The organism is Archangium sp. (assembly GCF_057119385.1).
This window is the reverse complement of record NZ_DBNGVP010000118.1, coordinates 1-24062: the sequence shown is the minus strand read 5'-3', so window position 1 is coordinate 24062 and position 24062 is coordinate 1. Positions and strand designations below refer to the sequence as shown.

Genomic DNA, 24062 nt, shown 5'->3' with positions numbered 1-24062 from the left:
GTCCCAGCCGGGCTACTTCTTCTGCGCCTTCGAGGGATCGATCTCCTCCTCGGAGCGCTCGGTGACCTCGGCGCCCTCCCACTTCTCACCCGCGCCCAGCCGCCACTCGGAGGGCACGTCCAGCTTCCACACGTAGGTGGCCGTGACATCGCCGCCCGACGCCGCGCGCGAGCCCACGTTGAAGGTGATCTCCATCTTCTTCACCTCGCTGGGCACCAGATCCATGTCGTAGTGGCCCAGCACCATCTGCGGCGGGAACTCGGCGATGAAGCGCTCGGGGTAGTCGATCTTCATGGACGGGTCATCGCCCGTCATCTCGCCGATGAGCTTCCCCCGCTCGTCGGTGAGCTTCCACTGCGTCTTGAACGAGGCGCTGGTGACCATCTTCTTCACCTTGCCGTCCGTGCGCTCCTCGCGGTGCGCGCCCCAGAGCGCCAGCTTCAGCCGCACCTGCGGCCTGTTGAGCACCGTCACCCGCTCCGAGCCGATCACGTCCAGGCGCATGCCCTTGTCCGTGGCCGTCCACTCCGGCTTGTAGCGGCCCTCGCGCATCTGATCGAACACCTTGCGCGTGTACTCGTAGTAGGCCTTGCGGTCCGCGGCGCGATCCTCCTTCTCGCCGCGCTTCTCGAGCTCGACGAGGTACGAGTCGAAGTCCTTGCTCAGCTTGAAGCGGTTCTGGTGCGCGCTGATCTGCTCGAAGTACGTCTTGAAGAAGGGCGCGAGCTCCTGCCGGTACGCGGCCTCGTCCGGGTTGGTGCGCATCCAGCCCACGCGCTCCAGGTAGGCACTCTGGATGCGGGCGAACTCCGCCTCACGCTGGGCCTGCAGCGCCTTGGCACTCGAGGCGCGGTACGTCATCAGCGCACCGATGAGGACACCGGCGATGATGACGATGACTCCGAAATAACGCTTCACGCGGAGATGCTCCTGTCTCTGGAAATGACGGCCGTAGTGATATGAGACCTCCTTCGCGTGTACCAGACCACCGGCAGCGTGGCGTTACCGGTTGCTCTTCCTCTAGAGGAGGGCGGCCTTCTGGGCGGGGCCCAGCTCGCCTGGTCCGCCTACGGTGAGCGCTCCGGCGACAATGTTGCGGTGCTGCTGCACGACCTCACCCACTCGCACCGGGCCCTGGAGCCCGTGGAGCAGGCGGCCTTCCGGCCCTCGGGCTGGGGCACGGAGCTCGCCGGCGAGGGTCGGCCGCTGGACACGTGCACGCAGCACGTGGTGGTGCCCAACCTGCTCGGCAGCCCCTTTGGCTCGACCTCGCCGGTGACGGTGGACGCGCGGGCGGGAGTGCCCTACGGCGCGGCGCTGCCCACGGTGACGGTGACGGACATGGCGCGCGCGGTGGCGGCCATGCTCCGCGGCATGAAGGTGGAGCACGTGCGGGCCCTGGTGGGCGTGGGGCTCGGAGGGATGGTGGCCCTGCGGCTCGCGGCGCTCTTCCCGGAGCTGCCGGCGGCGGTGGTGGTGCTGGGCGCCGCGCGCACCCTGCCCGAGGCCCTGCGCGAGCGGCTCGGCCTCACGCGCCACCTGCTGCGGTTGGATCCGGACTTCCACGAGGGCCAGTACGCGCCGGGCCACGGGCCGAAGCGGACGCTGCGCAAGCAGTACCTGGAGTACCTGCGCCTGGTGCACGGGCCCTCCGCCGAGCAGGCGCTGGAGGCCGAGGCGGACGCCTTCGCGGAGGGCTTCGACGCGAACACGTGGGCGCTGCTGTGCACGGCCTACGCGGGAGGAGACGTCTCCGAGAGCCTGGCGCGGGTGCGGGCGCCGGTGCTGCTGGTGGCGGCGGCGGAGGACGCGCTGGCACCGCCATCCCGGGTGCGCGACACGTACCACCTGCTCAGCGCGGCGGGCGTGCGGGCGCACTACCACGAGTTGCCCGCGCCGAGCACCCACGCGAGCCTGCTCACCCAGGCCCGGCGGCTGCACGGCCCCATGCGGGACTTCCTGCGCCGCCGGAGCTGAGCGCTACCGCTGCACGGGGGGATGGACCAGCCGGCCGCGCAGCGCGCCCACGAGCATCCCGATGGCGATGTCGTTGTTGCCACCGTGGGGGACGATGATGTCCGCGTGGTGCTTGGAGGGCTCGACGAAGCCCATGTGCATGGGGCGCACGTGGCGCAGGTACTGGCTCACCACGTGATCGAAGTCGCGCCCGCGCTCGTGGATGTCGCGCTCGAGCCGGCGCAGGATGCGCAGATCATCGTCGGTGTCCACGTAGATGCGCACGTTCATCTCGTCGCGCACCGGCTTCATGTGCAGCACGAGGATGCCCTCGATGAGGATCATGTCCCCCGGATCCACGCGCACGGTGTGCTTCTGCCGGGTGGAGGTCACGAAGTCGTAGACCGGCTTCTGGATGGGCCGGCCCGCCTTCAGCTCGCGCAGGTGCTCGACGAGCAGGTCCGTGTCGAAGGCGTCCGGGTGGTCGAAGTTGACCTCCCGGCGCTCGGCCAGCGTCAGGTCCGACAGGTCCCGGTAATACGAGTCCTGATCGATGAAGGCCACGCGGCAGTCGGCGAGTGCATCGCGGACCTTCCGGGCGACCGTCGTCTTGCCGGAAGCGGTACCACCGGCGATGCCAACGACGAGGGGTGACGACATGAGCCGCAACTACCGCAGCAAGGTGGGCACGCGCAAGACTGCGTCTGAAACCGGACAAATCCGGCCTCGGGCCTTGTGTCGGACCCCCGACACCTCTCCCTCGAACTCGAATCCATCACCTTTACTGATTCCAACCATAAGCCCATTCTCCAATCGGAGCGCACCTTCCTCGCGACCACGCCTTCGAGGCTCCCCGGGCCCAGGCCCGGACCCATCGCAACCGTTGGGGGGAAGCCCATGCCAACCGGTGACTTCGTCGCAGGTGTCCGTCGACTGGGGCTCGTGGTGGTGCTGCTGGCCGCGAGCGGCTGTGAACCGATGGAAACGGAACCCGGGCCCGAGCCGCTCGCCTGGCGGGCCCACGCGGTCAAGGACCTGAACACCACCAATGGCCTGTCGCTCAACGGCCTGTCCCTCAATGGGCTGTCGCTCAACGGGCTCCCGCTCAACGGCCTGTCCCTCGACGGACTGGCCACGGCCCGGTTCGACGCCTGGTTCCAGACGAACCCGGAGCTGCACGACACGGTGATGAAGTACGTGGTCCGCTGCGCCGTGCCGGCCGGAGTGAGCCGCACCTATACGTCCGCCACCACGGGCCGGAGCTGGAGCTGGACGGGGACACTGGGCCTCGCGCCGGACTGGAGCAACGGCGCGCCCGTCACGCTGACCGAGCAACGCATCATCTCGGCGTGTCTGGCGGCCCACGTGGACAAGTACGAGCTCCACATCCGCATCTCCGTGCAGGGCCTGAGCGCCACGGGCGTGGCCATCCCCACCTCGGACGGGGAGCTGTCGCTGTTCTCGGAGAAGGAGGCCTGCTTCTTCGGCAACGTCTTCAACGCCGAGGGCGTCTACGCCGGCAACGACGGGCGCCCGCTCAACGAGCGGGAGAGCACCGCACGCGCCTGCGCCCTCTCCAGCAGGAGCGACACGGAGGCGCAGCCGTGTGCTCCCCTCCTGCGCGTCGAACTGGACTGCGCGAGGTTCTGCACCCTGGATGCCTCGCGGCGCTTCTACGTGTCCTGCACCTACGACGGCATCACCTACCCGGCCATCACCACGCGGCTGCTCCGCTCGGACATCTACACGTGCGGGGATGGCGTCTGTCAGGTGACGGAGAAGTGCGGCACGGGCGAGACGTTCGACAACTGCGGCAAGGACTGCGGCCCCTGCCCCTGAGCCAACCCGCGCGGCTCAGCCCCGGCGCAACACGCCCAGGGCCCTGCCCTCCGCCAGCACCGCGGCGGGAAGCTCCTCCACCGCCCGGGGCGCCTGCGCGAGCGAGCGCACCGCCTGCAACAGCGAGGGCGCCACCGGGAGCACCTCCAGTCCCCTGCCCCTGCGCCGTACGACGAAGGTCCACGGGCCCGGAGCCGGACGCCGCGCCACCTGCGCGAGCGACTCGAGGCCACTCACGTCCAGCACCTCGCACGCCCACGCCCGCCCCGTGAGGTGACGGCGCAGGGACTTCGCGGCGAAGACGAGCTCCGTGAGCTCCACCGGGAAGGAGCCCACGCGCACGTCCTCGGCCAGCCCCACCTGCCCCGGGCCGGGCGCCGGTGCGGGCCGCGTCATGAAGGCGTTGGGCAGGAAGGTCTCGAACGTGACCGCCGCCGCGGCGCCCTCGTCCGGATGCTCGCGCAACTGGCGCCGCGCCCAGGACGCGAAGGCATGCCCCGGCGAGCGGCCCAGGCCCTCGAAGAGCTCGCGGAACTCCTTGGAGGCGGTGAAGGCGCGCAACCCCTCCCGCGTGCCCGCGAGCAACAGCCGCGATACCGGCCAGTCCCGGTCCAGCGTCTCCGCCACCACCGCGAGGCGGAAGTCCGTCTCCGCCCGGGCGCCCTCCCCGTCGCTCCCCGTCTCCACCTTCACGCCGTAGCCGATGTCGTAGAGGGACCACGGCTCGCTCTCGCGGGTGAGGGCCGGCGCGGGCTCCTTCACCGGCGTGAGCGCGAGCGGTGGCTTCCGCGCGGCGGGCACCAGCTTGCGCAGGCGGCGCAGCGTGAGGGCGGCCACCTCGGAGGGGTGTCCGTCTCCCTCGAAGGTGACGGCGCGCAGCGAGGGGCAGCGCGGCAACAGCGACTCCAGCAGGCCGAAGAGCTCCTCGCGCACGGGCTGGGTGTGGTCATCCACGTAGTAGCCCCGCCCGTTGCGCCGCGTGATGACACCGCCCGCGAGGTGGATTTCGATCACCTTGTCCAACGGGAAGCCGTCGAGCCCCGTCTCCAACGGCAGCCCGGCGGCGAGCTGGTAGCTGAGCAGGTGTCCCAGATCGATCAGCAGCGGCAGACCGGTGCGCGCGTGCACGCGGGCCATGAAGTCCAGCACGTGCAGCTCGCCGCGCTTCGCGAAGGCGGCGGGGTTCTCCAGCGCGAGCGGCACGGACAGGTGCGACTGGACGTGGAGCGCGTGGGCCACGCTGTCGCGGACGCCGGCCTCGGTGAAGGGAGGCGTGAAGTAGAGGTAGCCCGGGAAGGGCTGCCCGCCCGCGTGCCACCAGCCGATGTCGTTGCCCACCCAGGCGCTGCCCACGGCTCGCGCGTGCGCGTCCAGGTCCGCGAGTGCCTTCACGGGCTCCAGCTCGGGGCCGTAGAGGTTGAGGTGCACGGGGTGGAAGAGCACCGGCACGTCGGCGCGGCGCTCCCACATCTCGGGGAAGAGCGAGGCGTGCCGACGCGTCTCGTCGAGCGACAGGGGGGCGCTGTACTCGACGTAGTCGAAGAGGCCGGGCGACTCGGCGAGCAGCCGGTAGGGGTGCGGCTGGTCCGCCGCGTCGAGGTTGCTGCTGAGGCCCAGCCCGCGCCAGGGGAGCTGCCAGGCAGCCGCGTCAGAGTGGCTCATGGAGCGTCAACCCTACAGGGGGCAGCACCCATTCACAGCACTCCCGACATCCCCTCTCCCTCTGAGAGGGCCAGGGTGAGGGTCTTCCCCTCCGCGCACCGGGGAGCTGCCCGCCTTGTTCGCCGCCTGGGAGGCTCCGCTCGGAGCCTCTCCGTGCCACGAGACGACCTCTTCCTCGAGAGGGGGAGCACTCCGCGCGCCAATGACCTATGCTCGACGTTGGACCCCCTACCCCAGCACACATCGGCGGCTGGGAAGCGTCAGTCCTTGCTTCCGGCCGTCGGCTGCCGTAACTCGCCCCGCATGCTCGCGCACTCGGTCGTGAATGGAACCAAGACCTGGACCACCCCGAACGGGGAGCTGCGGCTATGGCAGCCCGCCCCCCACGTCATCGTGACGCGGTTCCAGGGAGCGATGTACGACGCCCACCTGGCCCACCTCGCCATGATGAGCATCGAGGGAATCGTCTCCACCCAGACGAAGACGGACGTCTTCCACGACTGGGAGGAGATGGAGCTCTACGCCACCGAGGCGCGGACCATCATGACGGAGCGCGCCATCCCGCTCGCGCCGAAGCTCAACTCGCTGAGCGTGCTGTTCGGCTCGAAGGTGGTGCTGATGGGCGTGTCGCTGGCCAGCCTCAAGCTGGGCGGCATCAACACGTACACCAGCCGGGAAGACTTCGAGCAGGCCGTGCAGCAGGCCGCGGCGTCCCGGCCCGGGACGTTCAAGCCGCCGCACTGAGGCCCGCGTCGTGATCACCCACGTGGTGTTCGACTTCGACGGCACCATCGCCAACTCGAGGTCCGTGGTCATCGCCGCGTACAACCAGGTGGCGCAGAAGCATCGGTTCCACCCGATGGTCGAAGCGGACATCCCCGTCTTGAGCAGGCTCTCCATCCCGGAGAGGTGCCGCAAGATGGGCGTCCCGCTCTACAAGCTGCCCTCGGTGATGGTGGAGGTCGCCCGGAGCTACAAGAACGTCATGGGCTCGTTGGTGGCCTTCGACGGCATGCTCCCCGTGCTCCAGACGCTCCACCGCCACGGCCTCGCGGTCGGCATCATCTCGACGAACGATGCCGAGAACATCCAGCGGTTCCTGGCCAGGAACGGCATGGAGGCTGTTGTCCAGCGCGTGCACTGCTCCAGCAACCTGTTCGGCAAGGACAAGGTCATCTCCCGGTACCTGAAGACGTACGGGCTGACTCCCGAGCAGGTGCTGTACGTCGGGGATGAGGAGCGGGACGTGGTGGCCTGCAGGAAGACGAAGCTGCGCGTGCTGTCCGTGTCGTGGGGGTTCGAGGCCCTCGACGTCCTCACGCGCGCGGGCCCGGACTCCATCGCCCACCAGCCCGCGGACATCCTCCAGTGGGTGGCGCAGCTGAACGGGTTGCCTCACCTGGCGTAGGCGCGCTCGAGGATCCGCCCGGCATCGAGGCCGCTCGCCTTCGCCACCTCCACGTCCAGGCCCTCGCCGTGTCCCTGGCCCCGCTCCTCGAACGAGACCTCCCGGTTCACAAGCAAGTACCAGGGCGCGTCTTCCAAGTGCGTATCATGGGATGTCTCCACCGGAGGCCCTCATGACGCCAACACTGCTGGTGTTGCTGCTGCCCTCCCAGGCGGAACGGCCTGATGACCCGCCTGCCGGTGCGATGAAGCCACCGCTCCCTGCCTCACTGGCGGGGAGATGGCACTACCTCACGCGCGTGGAGGCCTCCGGACTGGTGCTGTTACCGGGCGGCGGGGCGGAAGGGCCGGGCCCGGGCGCCTTCGCTTCCGTGAACCTGGGAGTGGACCATGCCCGCTGAGACGGCGCGCAACCGGGCGGCCTTGCTATTTTGCGGCGTCCTGCTGGCCACGGGCTGCGCCACGGTGACATCTCCCGTGGGGCGCGGCGCATTCCTGGAGAACACCCCCCTTGGTGTGCACGGCCCCTCATTGGCAGGTGAGCTGCGGGGTGACCACACTCGGGGCACGGAGGTGGCCATGGTGAGCCCGGCGGAGATGGCCGTGCGCGCGGTGGCCAGCGGTGCGGTGCGGGTGGACGCCTTCGAGGAACTGCTGCTGCTCTCGGGTCTGGACAACTTCAACGACTTACCCCCGCGAGGCGTGCCCCTCACGCCCCAGGAGGCGGCCCGGGTGCTGACGGTGCTGATGAACAAGCCCGTGACGCCAGGCTCGTTCCCGCCACGAATGGCCGTCTGTCACCTGCTGCGTGAGGTGCTGGAGGAAGGGGATGTCTCCCGCGAGAAGCTGCTGCGCCGCGTGGAGCGCTTCAAGAGCGTGGCCGTGCTGCGGCCGGATGGCTACCTGGCCTGGACGCTCAACGGACGCACGCAGCAGAAGGTGGGGCCGGTGGAGTGGAAGGAGGAAGCCTTTCGCGCTGGCTCCTTCGAGCTGGGCCGCTTCTACACCGCCAGCGGGTGGGTCTTCCGGCAGGCGGATGCGCAACTGCGCCCCGACATGGAAGGACCCGGGCTGGCCGAGGTGTACGACGACGCCGACTACATCGGCCGCTCGCTGGATGGCGCGGAGGAGGCTTTCGTCGATCTGTACCACGCCATGGGCCAACTGCTCTCCCACCCGTCGGACAGCATCGCTTCGCTGCGACACCTCCCGGCGGGAGTCGCGGCCCTCATCGCCTCCTCGCCCGAGTACCTCGAGCGTTTCCGGTACATGACTCGAGGCGAGCAGGTGAAGGCGACATCCAAGCTGCTGACCAATCTCATTGTCACGTTTGGCACGGCTGGGGGCACCACCAGCACGTTGACGCGGACGTTGGGCGGGCTGGAGGCCACCGTGCCGGTGCTGTCCCTCTCGGCCGAGGGCCTGCTGATGGTGGAACGCGTGGTGGTGCCCGTCGGCAAGGTGGCCACTGTTCTGCGGGGTGGGCCGGGGACGGCCATCATCCTCCAGAAAGTCGGCGAGACCTCGGCGAAGAACTCGAGGTCACCCCAGAGAACGCCCCCCCGGATTGAGGATGGAAATTTGAAGGAGGGCTGGCAGCATATTGAGGCCAGGCACATTTCAGGCAATCACCCGAAGGGCCCGGGTGATCTCTTTGCGCCGGGAACAACCCGCCAGCAACTGGCGAAGGCAGCCGAGGAGATTGTCGAACATGGAACTCGCATCTCACGGCCCGGCGACCGTATCCAATCCTTCCAGATGAAGATAAAAATCAATGGGAGGAGAGAGCTGGTTCAAGTTGTGGTGGACTCGGATGATGCGAATCGGGTCATCACCATGTTTCCTATCAAGGGAGGCGGATGAAATGGTCGCATTCCAGTGTGAATGGGTCGACGAGCAGATGACCTCAGAGCGATCAGGATTTGATCTTGGTCACATGACTTTCACGGGAGAAAAAGGAACCTGCACGTCGCGTGGGAAGACCCCAGATCAGGCAATGATGCTGGCCGTCGCCATCAAGGAACTTCTCTATGGATTGGAGACGCTATTGAACGGAGCTCAGTCTGAGTACAAGTTCGTCGGAGCGGACTCCTCTTTCTCCGTTTGGTTCAAGAAGTCCAAGCGTGGGCATCTCTCAGTTCGTTGCGGAACGACAGAACTTAGCGAAGCCGGGTCCACAGAACTCTGCAAATCCATTCTACAGAGCGCTGAGACATTCTTTGCCCAACCCGGAAATGAGCTTCCTATAAACGACCCTGTCCGAGAGGATCTCTTGTACTCTATTCAGAGTCTCAAACGTTGTCTCCACGAGGGATGAAAACGGCCTGTGAGCCTGCCCCGGTTCCGTGGCTCGCCCGCCGAACGGGTTGCCTCACCTGGCGTAGGCGCGCTCGAGGATTCGCCCGGCATCGAGGCCGCTCGCCTTCGCTGCCTCCACGTCGAGCCCCTCTCCGTGACCCTGGCCCCGTCCCTCGAAATAGACCTCCCTGTCTCCGAAGTGCGCGGTGCGCGGACAGGCGGGGAGCTTCAGCGCGGAACGCAGAAGCTCGCACGGCTGCGATTCAGCGACGTCGAACATCGCGCCCCCCTCCCGTCCCGTGCGCAGGTAGTGCACGCGTCCTTCCGCGAAGCGCACCGCCGTCACTCCCTGGCCCAGGAGCGATTCCACCTGCCCGCGTGGACGTGTCTCACTCCACGGCTCCTGGCCTCCTTGTGAGAACGGCAGCCACTCGCGCCAACGCAAAGGCTGTGCCGCGAGCGCTCGCTCCTCCTCCGGCTGCACGCGCACGGTCCCGAGGAACGTCTGGCAGTGCGTGGTGTCGCAGACCGGCCGGCTCGGGTGGCGGCTGTGGGCGTATCGCTCGTTGTGCGCCACCACTCGCGCCAGTGCCACCCTCGCCTCGCCCTTCAACGATGCGTCCTCCGCTGCCACCACTCCCGCCGTGTATTGCAGCCGTGTGGTGCGGAACAGGAAGTCCGAGCCCCTCCGCGCCTTGAGGGCATTCGGGTTGATGGGCACTCCAGCGGGCGGCTTGTAGGGCGGCGGCGGAGATTTCGTGAAGATACCAGCGTAGTCGCGGCCGGTGGGCGCGTCCGGGAAACGCACGCGCCACGGGCTCCCGAGGCACACCGCCGCCCCCTTCGCCGCGAGCGGCTCCAGCTTCGTGAAGCCCTCGGGGACCGCTCTCGGCGTGCCCTGCTCCAGGAAGAAACCGGCGCCCTGGCACCGGGCCTCGATGACTTCCGGCTGCACCAGTCCCAGCACCTGCACCCGCGCGGCCTCCAGCCCGCTCCGCTTCTTGCGCACCTTCGCCAGTACCTCGGGCACCTCGTCCGCGAAGGCGCGCGGCATCTTCCCCGGCCGCGCCACCACCGCCACCAGGTCCTCGTCCACCGCGACGATCCACCCGAGCAGCGGCCGGCTCCGCGCGTCCCGCACCGTCCCCGTCTTCGCCGCCACGCCCGCGTAGGCCTTCGATGCCGGCAGCTCGGACAGCGTCCCACGTGCCGCGCTGCCCGCGAGCACCTCCATCAGATCCGGCCGCGCTTCGGCCAGCAGCCGGTACGCCTGGGCCAGCCCCCACGGAGAGAGGCGCAGCGTCGCGCGCAGTCCGATGGCGTCCGCCATGTCCAGGGGCTCGCCCGACAGGCCCACCGCGGTCAGCACCGCGCCCCAGGGACCGAAGGCCCTCGGCGCGCTCCCCTGCCCCTCCCAGTCCAGGAAGTACCCGTTACACGAGCGCACCAGCGCCGTCTTCGCATCCACCTTCCCGGGCAGCCGCTCGCCGCACACCCACTCGGGTACCTCCGCTCGCGGAGACAGCACCGGCGGCGGTGCCGCGCTCCCAGCCACAACGAAGGGCTTCAGCGTCGAGCCGAAGGGCATCGCCGTACGGATGTCCCCCTCGGAGAACAGCAGCTCTCCCGAGTGGCGGCTGAGCACCACCGTGGCCGAGGCCGCTGCCTGCACCGCCACCCCGGCCAGCTCGTCCACCGACAGCGGCACCGCCCAGCGGGCCCCGTCCTGGCATTGCCGCAACCGGCGCGTCAGGGCCTTCGGAAAGCCCGTGTCCTCGTTCAGCACGCGCGCCAGGGCCCGCCGGGCTCGCGGCGTGTCCACGTCCGGGTTGCGCGCCAGCTCCGCCGAGGCGCTCGCCAGCGACTGGTAGGGCGCCTCCCGCCACTCGGCCAGCTCTCCGCTCACCGCCAGCGCGAAGGCCTCGTGGAACAGCCGGTCCTCCGCCGAGGCCGGGCACGCCCACCACAGCAGTTGGTGCGCCAGCTCGTGCCGCAGCGCCACGCGCAACCGCTCGTCCAGCACCCCGGGCGTGCCCTGCCGCAGCTCCACCATTCCCGGCCGCCCCTGCCCGTTGCGCGAGGGCAACATCCCCTCGCCCCGGCGCAGCCAGATGTTCACCGGCGCCCGACCCGGAGTGCCCCCGGCCTCGGCCACGTAGCGCGCCTCCAGCGCCTTCCACGTGGACTCGGCCTCGGCGCGCAGCTCCGCCTCGGGCGTCACGTCTCCCCTCGTGAGGAAGACAGGGGTGGCCGCCAGCACGGCGACCGTCACGGCGGCCCACCCCATCACCGCTTCACCACCCGCCCGGGCCCACGTCGCCCGTGCTGCTCTGCGACGGCGCCACCTTCAGCACGTCCGCTCCCGTGCGTCCGCGGATGCTCGTCACGTACATGTCCTCGATGAAGGCCGGCGGCGCGGAGAACGTGCCCGCGAACTGCGCCCGCATCACGTACCCCACCGTGCGCGGACTGTCGCTCCACCACGCCGGCTCCTCGAAGAAGAACGTGGCCCGCTCGGGGCTCAGCGAGCGGCGCTTGAGGGCCTCGGGCGCCAACGGCAGCGCGTGCGGCGGACCGCGGAACTCCTTGTCCTCCACCAGCGGCACGAAGCCCGCCGGCACCGCGTCCTCCACCACGTAGTACGCCGAGCGGTTCCGGTTCTCACCGCGCGCATCCAGCGTCAGCTCCACGTACACCTCTTCGCCCTGGCTGACGCTGACGCCCGGCTCGAGCTTCACCCGCCCGCCCTCGCGCAGCACGTAGTAGGCGCGCTGGAGGCTCATGCCCTCGGCCACCGGCTTCACCTCCGCCAGTGGCGTGGCCGCCGTGGCCCGCAGCGTCGCCACGCCCGCGAAGTCCGCCACGTCCACCGAGCGCGTCCCCGGCTCCAGCGTCGCCACCAGCCCCATGCCTCGTGGCGTGAAGCGCACCGGGCCCTTCGCTCCCTTCACCTCCGGCGGCGCCAGCTTGCGGAACTCCTTCGCGTCGCGCTCGATCAGCCACATCGAGTGCAGCAGCGCCGTGCTCCGGTCGAACGTGGACAGCCCCGGCTCCGTCAGCGCCTCCAGCAGCCTCCGGCGCGCCTTGTCCACGTCCATCTTCCCGAAGGACGCCGCGTGCCCGAGCACGGCGGTGAGGCCCACCCGGCGCAGCGGATAGCGCCACAGGGCCTCGCTCGGCGCGGGCAGGTTCGCCAGCGAGACGAAGCCCTCGTTGCTCCGGGCCACCAGCTCGTCGATGCGGTCCTTCAACGCGGGCTCCTTCATCACGCCCGACTTCTCCGCGGCCAGCACCGCCAGCGCCAGCGGGTACAGGTCTCCCGGCTGCGCGGCCTGCACCAGCGCGCGCACCCGGGCCGCCTGCCGCTCCCCGTCCAGCCGCGCCAGCACCCAGGCCCGCGTGGCGTCCCACTCGAAGGGCAGCCCCTCCTGGGCCTCCAGCCAGCGCATGCTCTCGGTGATGCGCGGATCATTCCGGTCCACCAGCCCCGCCTCCACCGCGTACGCCAGCCCGTCCAGGGCGATGAGCGTCATGGGCACATCCGGCGTGCTGTAGCCGCTGAACCAGGTGAAGCCGCCCCCGCGCACGGACATCTCCAGGATGCGCGCCGTCCCCTGCACCGAGCGGCTGCGCGCCTCGGCCAGCAGCGACTGGCTGTCCGTGTCGAGCGACTCCAGCGCGCCCGCCTTCTTCAACGTCTGGTACAGCGCCACGTTGGGCACCGTGGTGGACACCAGCTGCTCCAGGCACCCGTACGGGTACGTGAGCAGCTCGCGCACGTTGGACAGCGCCGCGTCCACCAGCGAGGGCTGCAACACCAGCTGCACCTCGGACAGCGTCGCGCTCCGCGCCGCGGGCAGGGCCAGCGAGCCGCCGCCCCACTGAGACACCTTCACCGGCTCCTCCAGCACCGCCGGCCGCACCGCCACCGTGCGCCTGTCTCGCAGCGGCTCCTTGCCTCCCGTCACCTCCACCGCCAGCTCGGCCAAGCCCGGGCCCTTCGTCTTCAGCGTGATGGGCAGCACCTGCTCGCCGCCCTGGCCCAGCTCCACCTTCTGCGTCGCCTCGGAGGACTCGAGCACCCCCGCCGCCGCGAGCCGCACGTCCAGCAACTGGCTGCCCTTGGACAGCTCGCCTGCGGACAGGCGCACCGACGCGAGGGCCTCATCGCCCTGGCGGAGGAACTGCGGCAGCGCGGCGTACAGGTTGAGCCCTCCGCGCGTGGCGAACTCGGCCGTGGACTCGCCGAAGCGGCCCGCGGTGTCCGCCGCCACGCCCGTCACCACCCACAGCGTCTGGTTGGACGGCAGCTTGAAGCGCAGCGTCGCCCGCCCGTCCCGGTCCGTGACCACCGTGGGGCTCCAGTACGCCGTGTCCCGATCCAGGTCCTTCGCCTGCCGCGTGGGCGGCTTGATGGAGGCGAAGGCATGGTCCGGCAGCCCCGCCATCTTCCGCGCCAGGGCCTCGCCATAGCCGTAGCCCTGGAACTCGGCCGAGAAGAAGGTGGCCACGTTGTTGCGGCCCACCGGGTAGAAGAAGTCCAGCACCTTCGGGCGGAACTCGTTCTGGATGGCGTAGACGGCCTTGTCCACCACGCCCACCGACAGCTGCGCCACCACGCCCTGGCCCTCGTGGTCCACCACCCGCACGTCGATGACCTGCTCGGTGAGCGGCGTGGCCTCGGCCCGCCGGGGCTGCAACGAGACGGAGAGCGTCCGCTCCGAGGGGATGACACGGAAGCCCACCGTGCGCTCCTCCCAGCGGCCCGAGGCCGTCGGGTACGCCACCGAGGCATACACCGCGCTGCCGAAGCGCTTCTCCACCTCGAAGGCGTGCACCAGCGTGCGGCCCTTCTGCTGCACCAGCTGCGTGCCGTACACCCCCGAGCCCGTGAGCGTCACCCACACCGGGCCCTCGTCCGAGCCCCCCGGGCCCCAGCTGTCCGGCAGCAGCGCCACGAGCTGCGCCGTGTCTCCCGGCTCCAGCGTCCCCGAGAGCGACGCCAGCGTCAGGTTGGGCACCTGCGCCACCGGCTCCGAGGCCTCGCCAATGACGAGCAGCTGATCCTCCCCCGTCCAGGCCTCGCCGCCCTTGTCCTTCACCGTGACGCGCGCCACCACCGCGCCCGCGTCCGAGGTGGGCACCTTCTCGCGGTACGTGCCATCCGCCGCCGTGGTGAAGCCCTTCTTGCCGAGGCTCTTCTCGCCGCCATCCGCCTTGCGCAGCACGAACTCCACCTCGCCCGGCGTGGCGCCGTAGGGCTTGCCGGAGAGCGTGGTGGCGCGGATGCCCAGCGTGGCCTCGGTGCCCTTCTTCACCACCGCCGCCGAGTAGCGCGTGCTGCCCAGCACCTCCACCTTCGAGAGGAAGAAGGCGGCGCTCGCGTTGGCGAACGTCTGTTGATCATCCCGCGCGCGCACGGTGAGCGTGTAGCGGTACGGCAGCCGCTCCTCGCCCGGCTTGAGCGCGGGCACCGCGATCTCGATCTGCCCATCACCGTTGGCGTCGAACGTCGCGGCGCTCGCCCACGGGTCCTCTTCCGCGCCGCGCTCGGCCACCGTGGAGAACAGGCGCTCCGGGACGCTCAACCGGCCCTCCGACGTCGAGGCGCTCCCGTACGTCACCGCGCTCCCCTGCCCGCCCAGCCCCGCGTCATCCACCCAGGCCGGCGCATCCAGCAGCGAGCGGTAGAGGAACACCTCGTACTTCGCTCCCGGAGGCACTCCACCCGCGTACCGCCGCGCCCTCACGGTGGCCCGCAGCGTCTCGCCCGGCACCACCGTCTCCTTCTCCGGCTGCAGCTCCAGGTAGAAGGTGGGCTTCACGTAGTCCTGCACGCGCGCCTCGCCCTGGTACGGCTGCGTGTCCAGCTCGGCCATCACGCGCAGCACGCCCGTGCCCAGGTCCGCCGGTACCTTCAGCGTGCCGTTGAAGCCGCCGAACTCGTCCACCTTCGCGCTCGTGCGAATCTCGCGGCCCTCGGCCGACACGAGCTTCACCGCCACGTCGCGCCGGCGCGGCGTGAAGAGGCGCGCGAGGAAGCTGTCCGGCTGGCGCACCAGGCCGCGGAACCTCACCTCATCGCCCGGCTTGTAGATGGGCCGATCGCTGTAGATGAACACGTCCGGCGCCACCGCCAGCGACGAGTAGAAGTCCGTGTCCACGATGGCCGTGTCCCCACCCGCCGTCGCCGTGGCGATGAGGCGCGGCTCCTGCACGGCCAGCGTCACCTCGCCCTTGTCGTCCGTGGTGCCCGCGGGCCCCTTGCCCGAGCCCAGATACACCTGCACCTGCGCACCGGCGCGCGGCTTCTGATCCCTCCCCGCCACACGCACCAGCACCTGCCCGTCCGTCTGCTTGAGCTGCACGGTGAGATCCGTGACGACGAGCACCACCTGTCCCTCCACGCGGCCCTGGACGAGCTGGAGGATGTACGTGCCCACCGGCAGCGGCGGGAGCGTCACGCGGCGCTCCTCGAAGCCACCGCTGTAGTACGAGGTGTCGAAGCCCGGGACGCTGAACTCGCGCTCGGAGCCGCCGAGGTCCAGGTTCAACCACTGGCTGCGCACCACGGAGAAACCGGCGGGCACGCCCACGAGCTTCTCGGCACCCTCGGACACGCGGGCGAGCGGACGGCCCGGCGGCGGAGGCGGACGCGCGGGCAGGCCCGGCGCCACGGCCTTGCGGAAGTCCTCGTTCAGAGCGAACAGCAGGAACGAGCCCGGCGAGTGCGCCGCGTTGAGGCCGCGGCTGAGCGCGTTGCCGGGGTTCGCCGTGGTGGGCGGAGCCTGCCAGGCGCGCCGGAGGTCCCCCTGCGCGCGGATGAAGGCGTCCGTGTCCGCGGGCTTGAGCACCCGCAGCTCCACGGGCCCCTTGTTCTCGAAGGCCACATCCACGGCCACGGGCTCACTGCTGCCGTAGGCACGGGGAACGGTGATGTAGAGCGGCCTGGCCGCCGCCACGCCAGCGCACACCAGCGCGGCCAGCACCGCGATGCGAGCGGAGTACCTCATGAACCAAACCCTCCCGGAACCAGCCTGTTGCCATCCACCGTGCCGCGCAGCCCCACGTAGGGCAGCGTCTCCAGCTCACGCCGCGCCGCCTCGATCTCCGGAGGGGCCGCGCTCGGCCGCGGCTTGCTCGAATCCGCCTGCGTCACCTGCGACCAGTACCCATCCGCCATCAACATGCCGAGCAGCCGCCCGGTGTTGACGCCGAAGGACACCGAGCCCGGCGCGCGCAGCCCCTGCACCACCGGCGCCGCCGCGTTGAGCAGGTTGGGCCCCTTTCCCTCGCACGCCTTGCGCAGCCGCGCGAGCACGTCCGGCGTGGAGGCCAGCACGTGGTGTCCGCACAGCGTGGCGGACTCCATCGTGTTGGGCCCGGAGAAGAGCTGCCCCAGCGCGGCCGCGTCCTCGGGCCGGCCCCACAGCAGCGCCACCTCGGTGGGCAGCGAGGAATCTCCCCGAGGCGTCCACACCATCGCCACCTGACGCGTGCGCAGCGGCACCGCGGCGCCCTTGCCGGACCAGAAGGCCTTGAGCGTGTCCTTGTCCAACTGCTCGGGCAGCTTGAGCTGGAGCGCGAGCAGCACCGGCGTCTCCTCGGGGATGAGCTTCAGCAGCTCGTCCGAGAGCGGCGCGCTGTCCAGCCGGGGCTCGTCCGCCACGGGCCCGGAGATGCCCCGGCCCACGAGCCGCTTGCCGTCCACGGCGAACTGCAGCCGGATGCCGTTGGCCACGCCCATGATGTGCGTGAGCAGCTGCGCCTCGCGGCCGAGCGGCTCGGGAGCGAAGCCCAGCTCCACGTCCACGCCCTGGGGCGCCTCGAGGTCCAGGTGCCCCTCGCACAGGCCCTGGAGCACCACCGCCGGGTGCCGGCCGAACACCAGCTTGTCGTCCGTGCGCGCGGCCCACAGCGACTGCTCGGCGATGAGCCAGCGCTGCAACGTGAAGCCCTCCGAGGGCGCCTCGCCCTCCCCGCCCGGACACGCCGCGGCCACCAGTTCGTTGCGGCGCACCACCTGGCTCATCGAGTCGAAGGCCGCCATGGTGGCGTTGCCCGGCTCGGGGACGATGAGGGCGGGCGTGCCCGCGCGGTTCTCCCCGGAGAACCACACCATGCGGAACGGCGCGGCCAGGAGCTGTCCGGCCATGACGTCGAACACGGCGCCCTGGAAGCCGCCCCCCAGGTCCTCGCCCCGGGTGTCGAGGAACGCGGCCCACCCGCCCACGAAGCCCTTGCCGAGCGGCTTCTGGATCTGCTCCTTCACCCACGCGTTGCCCGCGAGCGCTTCACGCACCTTGCCCGGCGCATAGACGTCCACCCAGAAGGCCGGACGCACGGGCTCGGTGGGCACCTGCATCTGTCCCGGCTTGCCGGGCGCGGGAGGCAGGGCCTGCAGCACCGAGCCCTGGCCGGAGCCGGACGTGCCCGAGGGCCCGGAGGAGACCTGGCCATCCGGCCCCTTCGCCGGACCCCCCGAGGTGCCACGGCCGATGAAGAAGGCGGCCACGGCCACCACGACGAGCACGGCGACGCCGATGCCCACGAGGAGGGCCTTGGGAGGACCCGAGGGGGCCGGGGGCGGTGCACCCGGCGCGGGAGAGGGAGGGTTCATCGCATCCACTCCTTGAAGCGGAAGAAGCCGAGGAAGGCGGTGTTCTGGGGCACCGGGCGCCACTCCAGCGGAGCCTCGGTGACGAGCGACTGGAGGACGCCGGTGCGCACCGCGGCCCCCTTGTCGCCCGGGTGGTAGACGATGCGCGTGGGGGCGTGCGCCTTGTCCTCGGGGCGCACCACGAGCATCAGGTGGAAGAGGGGGCCGGCATCGCGCTCCTGGCGGAAGGCCAAGAGGTCGCCGGTGCGCAGCGACTCGCGCGTGGCCTCGTCGCGGCCGAGCGGCACGAAGCTGTGCGCCAGCAGCGTCTCGGCATCGGCGAAGTCACCGGGCCGGCCCTTGTCGTCGAGCCACAGGGGCGAGGCGAGCCGCTCGGGGCGGAAGCGCCGGTACGCGCCCCGGAAGGCGAAGCGCACCAGGCCGGCGCAGTCGCGCTGGTCGGGGTGCCAGGCCGGGTCCATGCGGCGCACCTGGGCGAGCGCCACCTGGGCCACCTCGCGCCGCAGCAGCGTCTCGAGGGCCTCGGCGGGAGCGGGCGTGGCCGCGAGCGTCAGGAGCAGGAACAGCGCACTCATGGCGAGCCGGGAGCCTCAGCCTTCCGAGTCCACGCCGCCACTGGTGAGCGTCTTGACGGCCGCGTCCAGGTTGCGAGGCCACGCGGGGCCCTTGGGAGCGGGGTCCTGCGAGGGCACGTACACCTCGGCCTTGCCGTCGCCGAGCACGTTGATCCAGGCGAGCACGCGCGTGGTGCCGGGGGTGGCGAGCGGGATGCGCACCATGCGGCGCAGCTCCTGGGGAGTGCCCTCGTAGAGGACGACGTTGAGGGTGGCCACGGTGTGGGCCTTGTCTCCGCCAGGCCAGTAGTTGGTGGCGATGAGGTAGAGGCCCTTGGGGGGCGCGCGGTGGACGTAGAGGTAGGGCCCGTAGGCGGGATCGTCGAAGGAGCCGCCCTGCTCGTTGAGGTAGAAGGTGCCGCCGCTGGGGCTGTCGGTGTCGGCCCAGTAGACGTGGGCCATCTTCTTCAAGTCGAGCACCGGGCCCTCGCCCGCCTTGGGGGTGGAGACGCTGTCCTGGGTGGGCTCGTAGATGTGGAGGTCCGTGTAGACGCCCTGGGTGTCGCTGGTGAGGATGGCCTTGAGCGGCACGGGGGGAATCTGCGCGTAGCTGGTGGCCTGGGCGCGCGCGGTGCCGGCCTGATTGGTGGCCATGAGGGTGACGACGTTCTTGCCGCTGGCGGCGGGGAACTTGCGCTTGAAGCGCCCGCTGAAGGTGCGCATCAGGTAGCGGTCGCCGTTGATGGAGATGACCACCGGGTCGATGGTGGTGTCGCTGACGGTGCCCTCGACGAGCAGCATGCGGTCCACGGTCCAGCCGCCGGAGGGGGCGGTGAGGCGCACGGTGGGCAGCGTCTTGCCCTGGCCGATGGGAACGCCCTGCTGACGGGAGGGCGTGGTCGGAGCCTGGGAGAGCAGCACGGCCAGGAGTACGGACAGCATCGCGGGCAGGTCCTGTCGAAGGGAAGAGCGGCGGACAGCCTGCGTCATGTGGCCGCTGCATTCAAGCAGCGAGAGCCCCTGGCACGGGGGCTCTCCCGACCCTCCGCGAGGACGGAGTTCCCGAGGCGGCTCACACGGTGACGGTGCGGAAGTAGTTCCTGCTCAACCACGCGACGTGCCCGTCATCCCACGAGTCCCTGTCCGTGAAGCCCGCGTCATCCATCACCTTGGTGTACGCCGCGAGCGTCCCGGACTTGTCGATGAGCTCGGCGGTGGAGACGTTGGGCGTCATCCCCGAGGAGGCATAGTCGACGTACAGGGCCATGTTGCAGCGCAGGGAGGCCACGGCCTGCTGGGCCGCCAGGGTGGAGTGGTAGTGATCCGAGTGATCGTTCGGATTCCTCGCCCTGTCCGTGTCCGCCGTGTTGAGCCAGAGGACGGAGATGCCGCCGAGCTCGAAACGGATGAGTTGATCCAGCGTCGTGACCAGGGATTGCCAGCCCTCGTAGGTAGCCGAACCGTCGAGCGCCGTGGTCCTCGGCACCCTCCGCTCGTAGAGTTGCTGCAGGCTGCCCGTGCGGCTGCCATCCGGGAAGCCATCCGGCAGGCGCAGGAAGTAGCTGACCGTGTTCTTGTACTGCCAGTAGGCGATGCTCCGGCCGTTGAAGGTCCGGGTGCCGGACACCGGCGTGGCGGGCGATGAAGACGCCGCGTCCGCCGCGAACTTGATGGAGCTCCGGGCGCCGTTCTCCCGGGCCTGGTAGTAGGTGTTTCCGCTAGTCGCATCCCCCGCGGTGGTGAAGATGAAGAGCACCTTCCCAGAAGAGTTGTGGATGTCGTTGTAGGCATTGACTCCCATGAAGAGTTGCCAGTCGTCCTCATGCGCGGCGATGTACATGGAGAACTCGGAGTATGATGGCATGACGCGCCTCCTTCCCGGAGAGATTGTCCAGCGCGCACCCGCCTGTCCACGAGCGGGAGAGACGCCGCCAGCCCGAGGGCTCATGGCCCCGCTCCCGGCCGGGCCCTCCCGAGGCCGCATGCCCTCGCGAGTGGCTGCTACGGGAGGATGACCCGGATGGCGTGGTTGTACGAGTCGCTCACGTAGATGCGCCCGCCGGCACCGGTGGCGAGCCCCGTGGGAGCGGCGAGCTCCGCCACGTCACCTGGACCGAGCCGCGTCCCCGCCAGGCCCGAGCCGGCGAGGGTGACGACCCGCCAGGAGTTGGCCTGGGCGCCGGGCAGCAGCTTGCGGATGCGGAAGTTCCCCGAATCCGCCACCACCACGCCCCCGTCGGCGGCCACCGTCATGCCCAGCTGCGCGCGGAACCGGGCGTCGCTCCCCGCGCCATCCGCGAAGCCAAACACCCCTCCGCGCTGTCTGCCGGCAAGGGTGTCCACCGCGTAGGGGGGCTTCAGGGAGATGCGGCGCACCAGCTGGCTGGCCGCATCCAGCATGTACAGGACGTCCTCCCCGGCCGCCAACGCCGTGGGATAGAAGAAGCTGGCCTCCTTGCCCAGCGCCGAGTCCTGCCTGCCCGCGCCACCACTGCCGGCGAGCGTCACCACCTCCTGCGTGCCGGCGCGGAGCATCCGCAGCCGGTTGTTCATCTCGTCCACGATGTAGAGGTTGCCCGCCGCGTCCGTGGCGAGCGCCAGCGGCCGGAAGAACTTCGCCTGCGAGCCCGCGCCGTCGGCGAAGCCTCCCTGCGAGGCCCGCCCCGCCACGGTGCTCACCGTCCAGCCGGTGGCGCCACGCTGGAGCTGGCGGATGACGTGGTTGTCGGAGTCCGCCACGTAGATCTCCCCCGCCGGCCCCACCGCCACCGACGTGGGAGAACGGAACATGGCCTGCTCCCCAGGGCCATCCCGGAAGCCGGGCTGCCCGTTGCCCGCCAGCGTGATGACCGTGTGTGCCGCATCCGCCTGGATGAGCCGGATGCGATGGTTCCCGGTGTCAGCCACCACCACCTCCCCCGCCGGGGTGACCGCCAGCCCGGTGGGCGCCTGGAAGCGGGCCTGCGCCGCGGGGCCATCCTGGAATCCCGGTGCACCGGCCTGCCCGGCGAAGGCCTCCACGCTTCGGGCCCACTGGCCGGCCGGTGGGTAGCTCACGGGCCCCGGCCCCGTCACCGCGGGCAGCGTGCGCGGGGGGCGCCGGTGGGCGAGCGCCCGCTCGAGTACGTTGAGCGTCATGCGCTCGACGCGGGCATCCCTCAGCTCCGGATCCGGGCTCATGGCGAGCCCCCAGTAGATGGTGCCCGCGGAGAAGACCAGCCGCCCCGAGGGCAGGGTGCGATCCACCGTCGTGCTGTAGGACGGGACGCCCTCCGCGCTCACCACCGGGCTCTTCATGCTGACGTTGAGCCCCGAGGGCGCGCCCGGCAGCTCGGGGAAATGCCTGTCGTACTCATACCCCACGAGCCCTGTCAGCGGCGTCCCCCGCCGCAGCCCCGTCCCCTCGAAGAGCCAGTGCGCGTCGTCCGCCACCACCAGGGGGAACATGACGATCTGCCAGCCCTCGTACATCACCCCGAAGAGCTGGCTCTCCGGGCGCTCGTTGGGGGGATCCCGGAAGCGCACCGTGGTGCCCGGCTGCGGGTCCAGCTTCTGCTCGTTCTTGTAGCAGGCCATGTTGCGCAGCGGACGTCCCTTCGAGTCTGGCTGGAAGCGGACGCGCCAGTACCCGCCATTCCCGCCGAAGTAGGCCAGGCTCATCTTCCCGCCCGCGAGCGCGGCGTCCAGCTGATCCCTCTCCTGCTCCGGCCAGTACTCGTCCTGGGCCGCGCCGATGAAGGCGCCAATCCCCTCCAGGAAGTTGGAGAAGCGCAAGAAGTCGAGCTGCGTCCCATACGTCACGTCATAGCCATGCTGCTCCAGGAGCTGGATGAAGCCGAGCTCGAGGAAGAACGTCTTCCCGGCGCCGTTGCCGGCATTGTAGGGGCGGTTGAAGGACACCTCGCGTGCACGGCCAAACGGTGTCGTCCCGGAGGCATCGTAGTAGAGGCTCGTGCCACCCCAGGTGTTGTACGCCTGATAGGTGGTGAAGTTCGGCGTGTAGAGGAGCTCCGCCGCGCGCTTGTCGCGGATGACGAAGGGCGTGTACCGCATGCCCCCATCCTCCCGGGTGAGCTTCAGCACGTAGAGGCCGGAGACCCACGAGGAATCGATGGGAATGGAGAAGGTGTCCTTCCAATCACATTCGATGCGCCCGCTCGCCACGTCGCGCGGGCACGCCGCCTGCGCCCCCGTCCGCCAGGGTCCCCCACTCCACACCTTTCGAGCCTTGGCCCCCCCGTAATATCCCATCCGGTACAGCGTGGCCGTGAGGGTGCGCTCCGTGGGGGTGGAGACCTTGACGCCGAGGCTCTCGCCCGCTTCCACGGACTCGGTGGAGGTGTAGAACTCGAGCTCCCCCTCGTCGGCGGCGAATCCACTCTGCCACTGGGGATCTCCCGGGAGCTGGTTCTCCGCCAGGATGGGGTTGGGCCGCGGCTGGCGATCGAGCGGCTGCGGGGGCGGGTTGCAGTTGGAAGTGCACTCCCCTCCAGGGGTCTCGGGGCGCGGCTCCTCCGACTTCGGGCGGGTGGGAGTGTCACGGCATCCCCACCAGAGCAGCGCGGCCAACAGCAACACCCCTCCCCTGAAGACTCCACCACGCTCCGCGTGCATACCGCTCTCCTCGTTGGGAGCTGGGACTCGAAGCCCAGCAGGCGGGGAAGAGGGTAGGGCCGTATGCCCCACGAGGAATCACCGCCGCCAGGACGAGGAGAGCGTCATGTGATGAACGAGCACCCGCCCCCCTTCGTGGGGAGCGGGTGCCCGATTTCAGCGGGGAACCGCCGTTTCAGCGGGGACTAGCAGCCCGTCTCCACGGCGCCGATGTCCGGCCCGGCCCCGCAGAACTTGAGACCCAGGTTCTCACCCCGGTCCACGGCCAACGGCCCGGGCACCAGCGTGGTGGGGTCGAGCTGGGCATTGCCCTCGAGCGAGTTGCCGTCGAAGCCCTGGCCGCGCCACTGCGCCAGCTTCAAGGCGGAGCCGCCCTTCAGGAAGGTAGCGCCCGGCCGGTAGAGGTTGGAGCTCATCTTCAGCCCCGGCGCCTGGCTGCCCAGCTTCACCGCGGAGGCCGCGTCGATGATGTTGTTCTTCACCACCAGGTCCTGCGTCGGGCCGCCATCCCCGCTGCCGAGGATGAGCGCCGCCGTCTGCAGCCGGGTGAAGGTGTTGTTGTACACCTGCGTCCCCTGGGAGTTGGCCAGCTGCAGCCCGCCCCCCGTCCCCCGGGCCGTGCTCATGTCCCGGATGAGGTTGCGGCGGATGACGATGCCCGAGGGCAGCGGACCGTAGCGGTTGCCGCCCACGCCGATGGCCAGACCCGATTCGTAGAAGTCATTCTCCTCGATGAGGATGTTCTTCGCCGACATGTGCACCACCATGGCGCCGTTGCCCTTGGAGTGGTGCATCTTGTTGCGGCGCACGGTGACGTTGGTGCACGTCTTGATGTCCAGCCCCTGCTCGAAGTTGCCGTACAGGTCATTGCCCTCGATGAGGATGCCATCCGCTGGCGCGCTGGGCATACTTCCATCCTCGCTGTAGCACTGGATGGAGTCCCCCGAGTTGTCGTGGATGACATTGTTGCGCACGGTGATGTTGCGCGCCGTGGGCTGGATCATCACCCCGTGGGAGTCCTCGCCCGCGAGGACGTGGTGGTGGATGTCATTGTTCTCGAGCGTGGCGCCATTGGCTCCATTGTGGAAGCTCACCCCCGCGCCATACTTCGC

The 24062-nt window shown here is 70.0% G+C and carries 18 protein-coding genes; 6 read left to right on the top strand and 12 right to left on the bottom strand.

Annotation, left to right across the window (positions count from 1 at the left end; genetic code table 11):
* Window positions 1–12: 12 nt before the first annotated feature.
* Window positions 13–918, bottom strand: coding sequence for a hypothetical protein (locus AC16DP_RS28555; RefSeq protein ID WP_329726380.1), 906 nt, complete (start codon window positions 916–918; stop codon window positions 13–15).
* A 57-nt stretch (window positions 919–975) separates the two neighbouring features.
* On the opposite strand from AC16DP_RS28555, the gene AC16DP_RS28550 reads away from it, so the two are divergent.
* Window positions 976–1977 (top strand): alpha/beta fold hydrolase, encoded by a 1002-nt coding sequence (locus AC16DP_RS28550; RefSeq protein ID WP_329726379.1) that lies wholly within the window; start codon window positions 976–978, stop codon window positions 1975–1977.
* Between the two features lie 3 nt (window positions 1978–1980).
* On the opposite strand, the gene udk is transcribed toward AC16DP_RS28550, so the two are convergent.
* Complete coding sequence (gene udk / locus AC16DP_RS28545; protein ID WP_329726378.1) at window positions 1981–2616, bottom strand: uridine kinase; 636 nt, start codon at window positions 2614–2616, stop codon at window positions 1981–1983.
* A 237-nt stretch (window positions 2617–2853) separates the two neighbouring features.
* Here udk and AC16DP_RS28540 point away from each other — a divergent pair, with 237 nt between their 5' ends.
* The gene (locus AC16DP_RS28540) at window positions 2854–3795 is read left to right on the top strand and encodes a hypothetical protein (protein WP_329726377.1); all 942 of its coding nucleotides are present in this window, start codon (window positions 2854–2856) and stop codon (window positions 3793–3795) included.
* A gap of 15 nt (window positions 3796–3810) precedes the next feature.
* Here AC16DP_RS28540 and AC16DP_RS28535 read toward each other — a convergent pair whose 3' ends face one another.
* On the bottom strand, window positions 3811–5457 hold the full coding sequence (locus tag AC16DP_RS28535; RefSeq protein WP_329726376.1) for an MbnB/TglH/ChrH family RiPP precursor modification enzyme: 1647 nt from the start codon (window positions 5455–5457) through the stop codon (window positions 3811–3813).
* Window positions 5458–5724: 267 nt separating this feature from the next.
* Between AC16DP_RS28535 and AC16DP_RS28530 the strand changes: the two genes are divergently transcribed.
* Both AC16DP_RS28530 and AC16DP_RS28525 read left to right on the top strand, forming a co-directional pair.
* On the top strand, window positions 5725–6201 hold the full coding sequence (locus AC16DP_RS28530) for a hypothetical protein (protein ID WP_329726375.1): 477 nt from the start codon (window positions 5725–5727) through the stop codon (window positions 6199–6201).
* A gap of 10 nt (window positions 6202–6211) precedes the next feature.
* Window positions 6212–6865, top strand: a complete 654-nt coding sequence (locus AC16DP_RS28525; protein WP_329726374.1) for an HAD hydrolase-like protein — start codon at window positions 6212–6214, stop codon at window positions 6863–6865.
* Here AC16DP_RS28525 and AC16DP_RS28520 read toward each other — a convergent pair.
* A complete protein-coding gene (locus AC16DP_RS28520; protein WP_329726373.1) occupies window positions 6853–6981 on the bottom strand; it encodes a hypothetical protein in 129 nt (42 codons plus the stop codon). The two genes, AC16DP_RS28525 and AC16DP_RS28520, sit on opposite strands and share 13 nt — an antisense overlap.
* A 56-nt stretch (window positions 6982–7037) precedes the next feature.
* Here AC16DP_RS28520 and AC16DP_RS28515 point away from each other — a divergent pair, with 56 nt between their 5' ends.
* Together AC16DP_RS28515 and AC16DP_RS28510 are read left to right on the top strand one after the other, a co-directional pair.
* Window positions 7038–7265, top strand: coding sequence for a hypothetical protein (locus AC16DP_RS28515; protein ID WP_329726372.1), 228 nt, complete (start codon window positions 7038–7040; stop codon window positions 7263–7265).
* Window positions 7255–8727: a hypothetical protein gene (locus tag AC16DP_RS28510; RefSeq protein WP_329726371.1), complete on the top strand. Its 1473-nt coding sequence runs from the start codon at window positions 7255–7257 to the stop codon at window positions 8725–8727. Before AC16DP_RS28515 ends, AC16DP_RS28510 begins: the two co-directional genes overlap by 11 nt.
* 508 nt (window positions 8728–9235) lie before the next feature.
* Here the strand turns inward: AC16DP_RS28510 and AC16DP_RS28505 are convergent.
* The 8 genes from AC16DP_RS28505 to AC16DP_RS28470 form a co-directional block, all read right to left on the bottom strand.
* Window positions 9236–11449, bottom strand: a complete 2214-nt coding sequence (locus AC16DP_RS28505) for a SpoIID/LytB domain-containing protein (RefSeq protein ID WP_329726370.1) — start codon at window positions 11447–11449, stop codon at window positions 9236–9238.
* Between the two features lie 7 nt (window positions 11450–11456).
* Window positions 11457–16175, bottom strand: coding sequence for an MG2 domain-containing protein (locus AC16DP_RS28500; RefSeq protein ID WP_329726369.1), 4719 nt, complete (start codon window positions 16173–16175; stop codon window positions 11457–11459).
* Window positions 16172–17782 (bottom strand): hypothetical protein, encoded by a 1611-nt coding sequence (locus tag AC16DP_RS28495; protein WP_329726368.1) that lies wholly within the window; start codon window positions 17780–17782, stop codon window positions 16172–16174. The genes AC16DP_RS28500 and AC16DP_RS28495 overlap by 4 nt, the downstream gene beginning before the upstream one ends.
* The gene (locus AC16DP_RS28490) at window positions 17779–18357 is read right to left on the bottom strand and encodes a DUF1175 family protein (protein ID WP_329726367.1); all 579 of its coding nucleotides are present in this window, start codon (window positions 18355–18357) and stop codon (window positions 17779–17781) included. The genes AC16DP_RS28495 and AC16DP_RS28490 overlap by 4 nt, the downstream gene beginning before the upstream one ends.
* Before the next feature lie 15 nt (window positions 18358–18372).
* Window positions 18373–19278, bottom strand: a complete 906-nt coding sequence (locus AC16DP_RS28485; RefSeq protein WP_329726366.1) for a DUF2135 domain-containing protein — start codon at window positions 19276–19278, stop codon at window positions 18373–18375.
* Window positions 19279–19408: 130 nt separating this feature from the next.
* Window positions 19409–20200, bottom strand: a complete 792-nt coding sequence (locus tag AC16DP_RS28480; RefSeq protein ID WP_329726365.1) for a hypothetical protein — start codon at window positions 20198–20200, stop codon at window positions 19409–19411.
* 137 nt (window positions 20201–20337) lie between these two features.
* Window positions 20338–22950 carry a N,N-dimethylformamidase beta subunit family domain-containing protein gene (locus tag AC16DP_RS28475; protein ID WP_329726364.1) on the bottom strand — a complete coding sequence of 871 codons (2613 nt, stop codon included), beginning with the start codon at window positions 22948–22950 and terminating at the stop codon, window positions 20338–20340.
* A gap of 185 nt (window positions 22951–23135) precedes the next feature.
* On the bottom strand, window positions 23136–24062 hold a 927-nt coding region (locus AC16DP_RS28470; protein ID WP_483956892.1), incomplete at its 5' end, for a right-handed parallel beta-helix repeat-containing protein.

What these genes read in the sequence shown, in the direction of transcription:
- AC16DP_RS28505 (WP_329726370.1), bottom strand. Translation starts at nt 11,449, where the DNA reads ATGGGGTGGGCCGCCGTGACGGTCGCCGTGCTGGCGGCCACCCCTGTC.
- AC16DP_RS28510 (WP_329726371.1), top strand. Translation starts at nt 7,255, where the DNA reads ATGCCCGCTGAGACGGCGCGCAACCGGGCGGCCTTGCTATTTTGCGGC.
- AC16DP_RS28475 (WP_329726364.1), bottom strand. Translation starts at nt 22,950, where the DNA reads ATGCACGCGGAGCGTGGTGGAGTCTTCAGGGGAGGGGTGTTGCTGTTG.
- AC16DP_RS28500 (WP_329726369.1), bottom strand. Translation starts at nt 16,175, where the DNA reads ATGAGGTACTCCGCTCGCATCGCGGTGCTGGCCGCGCTGGTGTGCGCT.
- AC16DP_RS28535 (WP_329726376.1), bottom strand. Translation starts at nt 5,457, where the DNA reads ATGAGCCACTCTGACGCGGCTGCCTGGCAGCTCCCCTGGCGCGGGCTG.
- AC16DP_RS28480 (WP_329726365.1), bottom strand. Translation starts at nt 20,200, where the DNA reads ATGCCATCATACTCCGAGTTCTCCATGTACATCGCCGCGCATGAGGAC.
- AC16DP_RS28495 (WP_329726368.1), bottom strand. Translation starts at nt 17,782, where the DNA reads ATGAACCCTCCCTCTCCCGCGCCGGGTGCACCGCCCCCGGCCCCCTCG.
- AC16DP_RS28540 (WP_329726377.1), top strand. Translation starts at nt 2,854, where the DNA reads ATGCCAACCGGTGACTTCGTCGCAGGTGTCCGTCGACTGGGGCTCGTG.
- udk (WP_329726378.1), bottom strand. Translation starts at nt 2,616, where the DNA reads ATGTCGTCACCCCTCGTCGTTGGCATCGCCGGTGGTACCGCTTCCGGC.
- AC16DP_RS28485 (WP_329726366.1), bottom strand. Translation starts at nt 19,278, where the DNA reads ATGCTGTCCGTACTCCTGGCCGTGCTGCTCTCCCAGGCTCCGACCACG.
- AC16DP_RS28515 (WP_329726372.1), top strand. Translation starts at nt 7,038, where the DNA reads ATGACGCCAACACTGCTGGTGTTGCTGCTGCCCTCCCAGGCGGAACGG.
- AC16DP_RS28490 (WP_329726367.1), bottom strand. Translation starts at nt 18,357, where the DNA reads ATGAGTGCGCTGTTCCTGCTCCTGACGCTCGCGGCCACGCCCGCTCCC.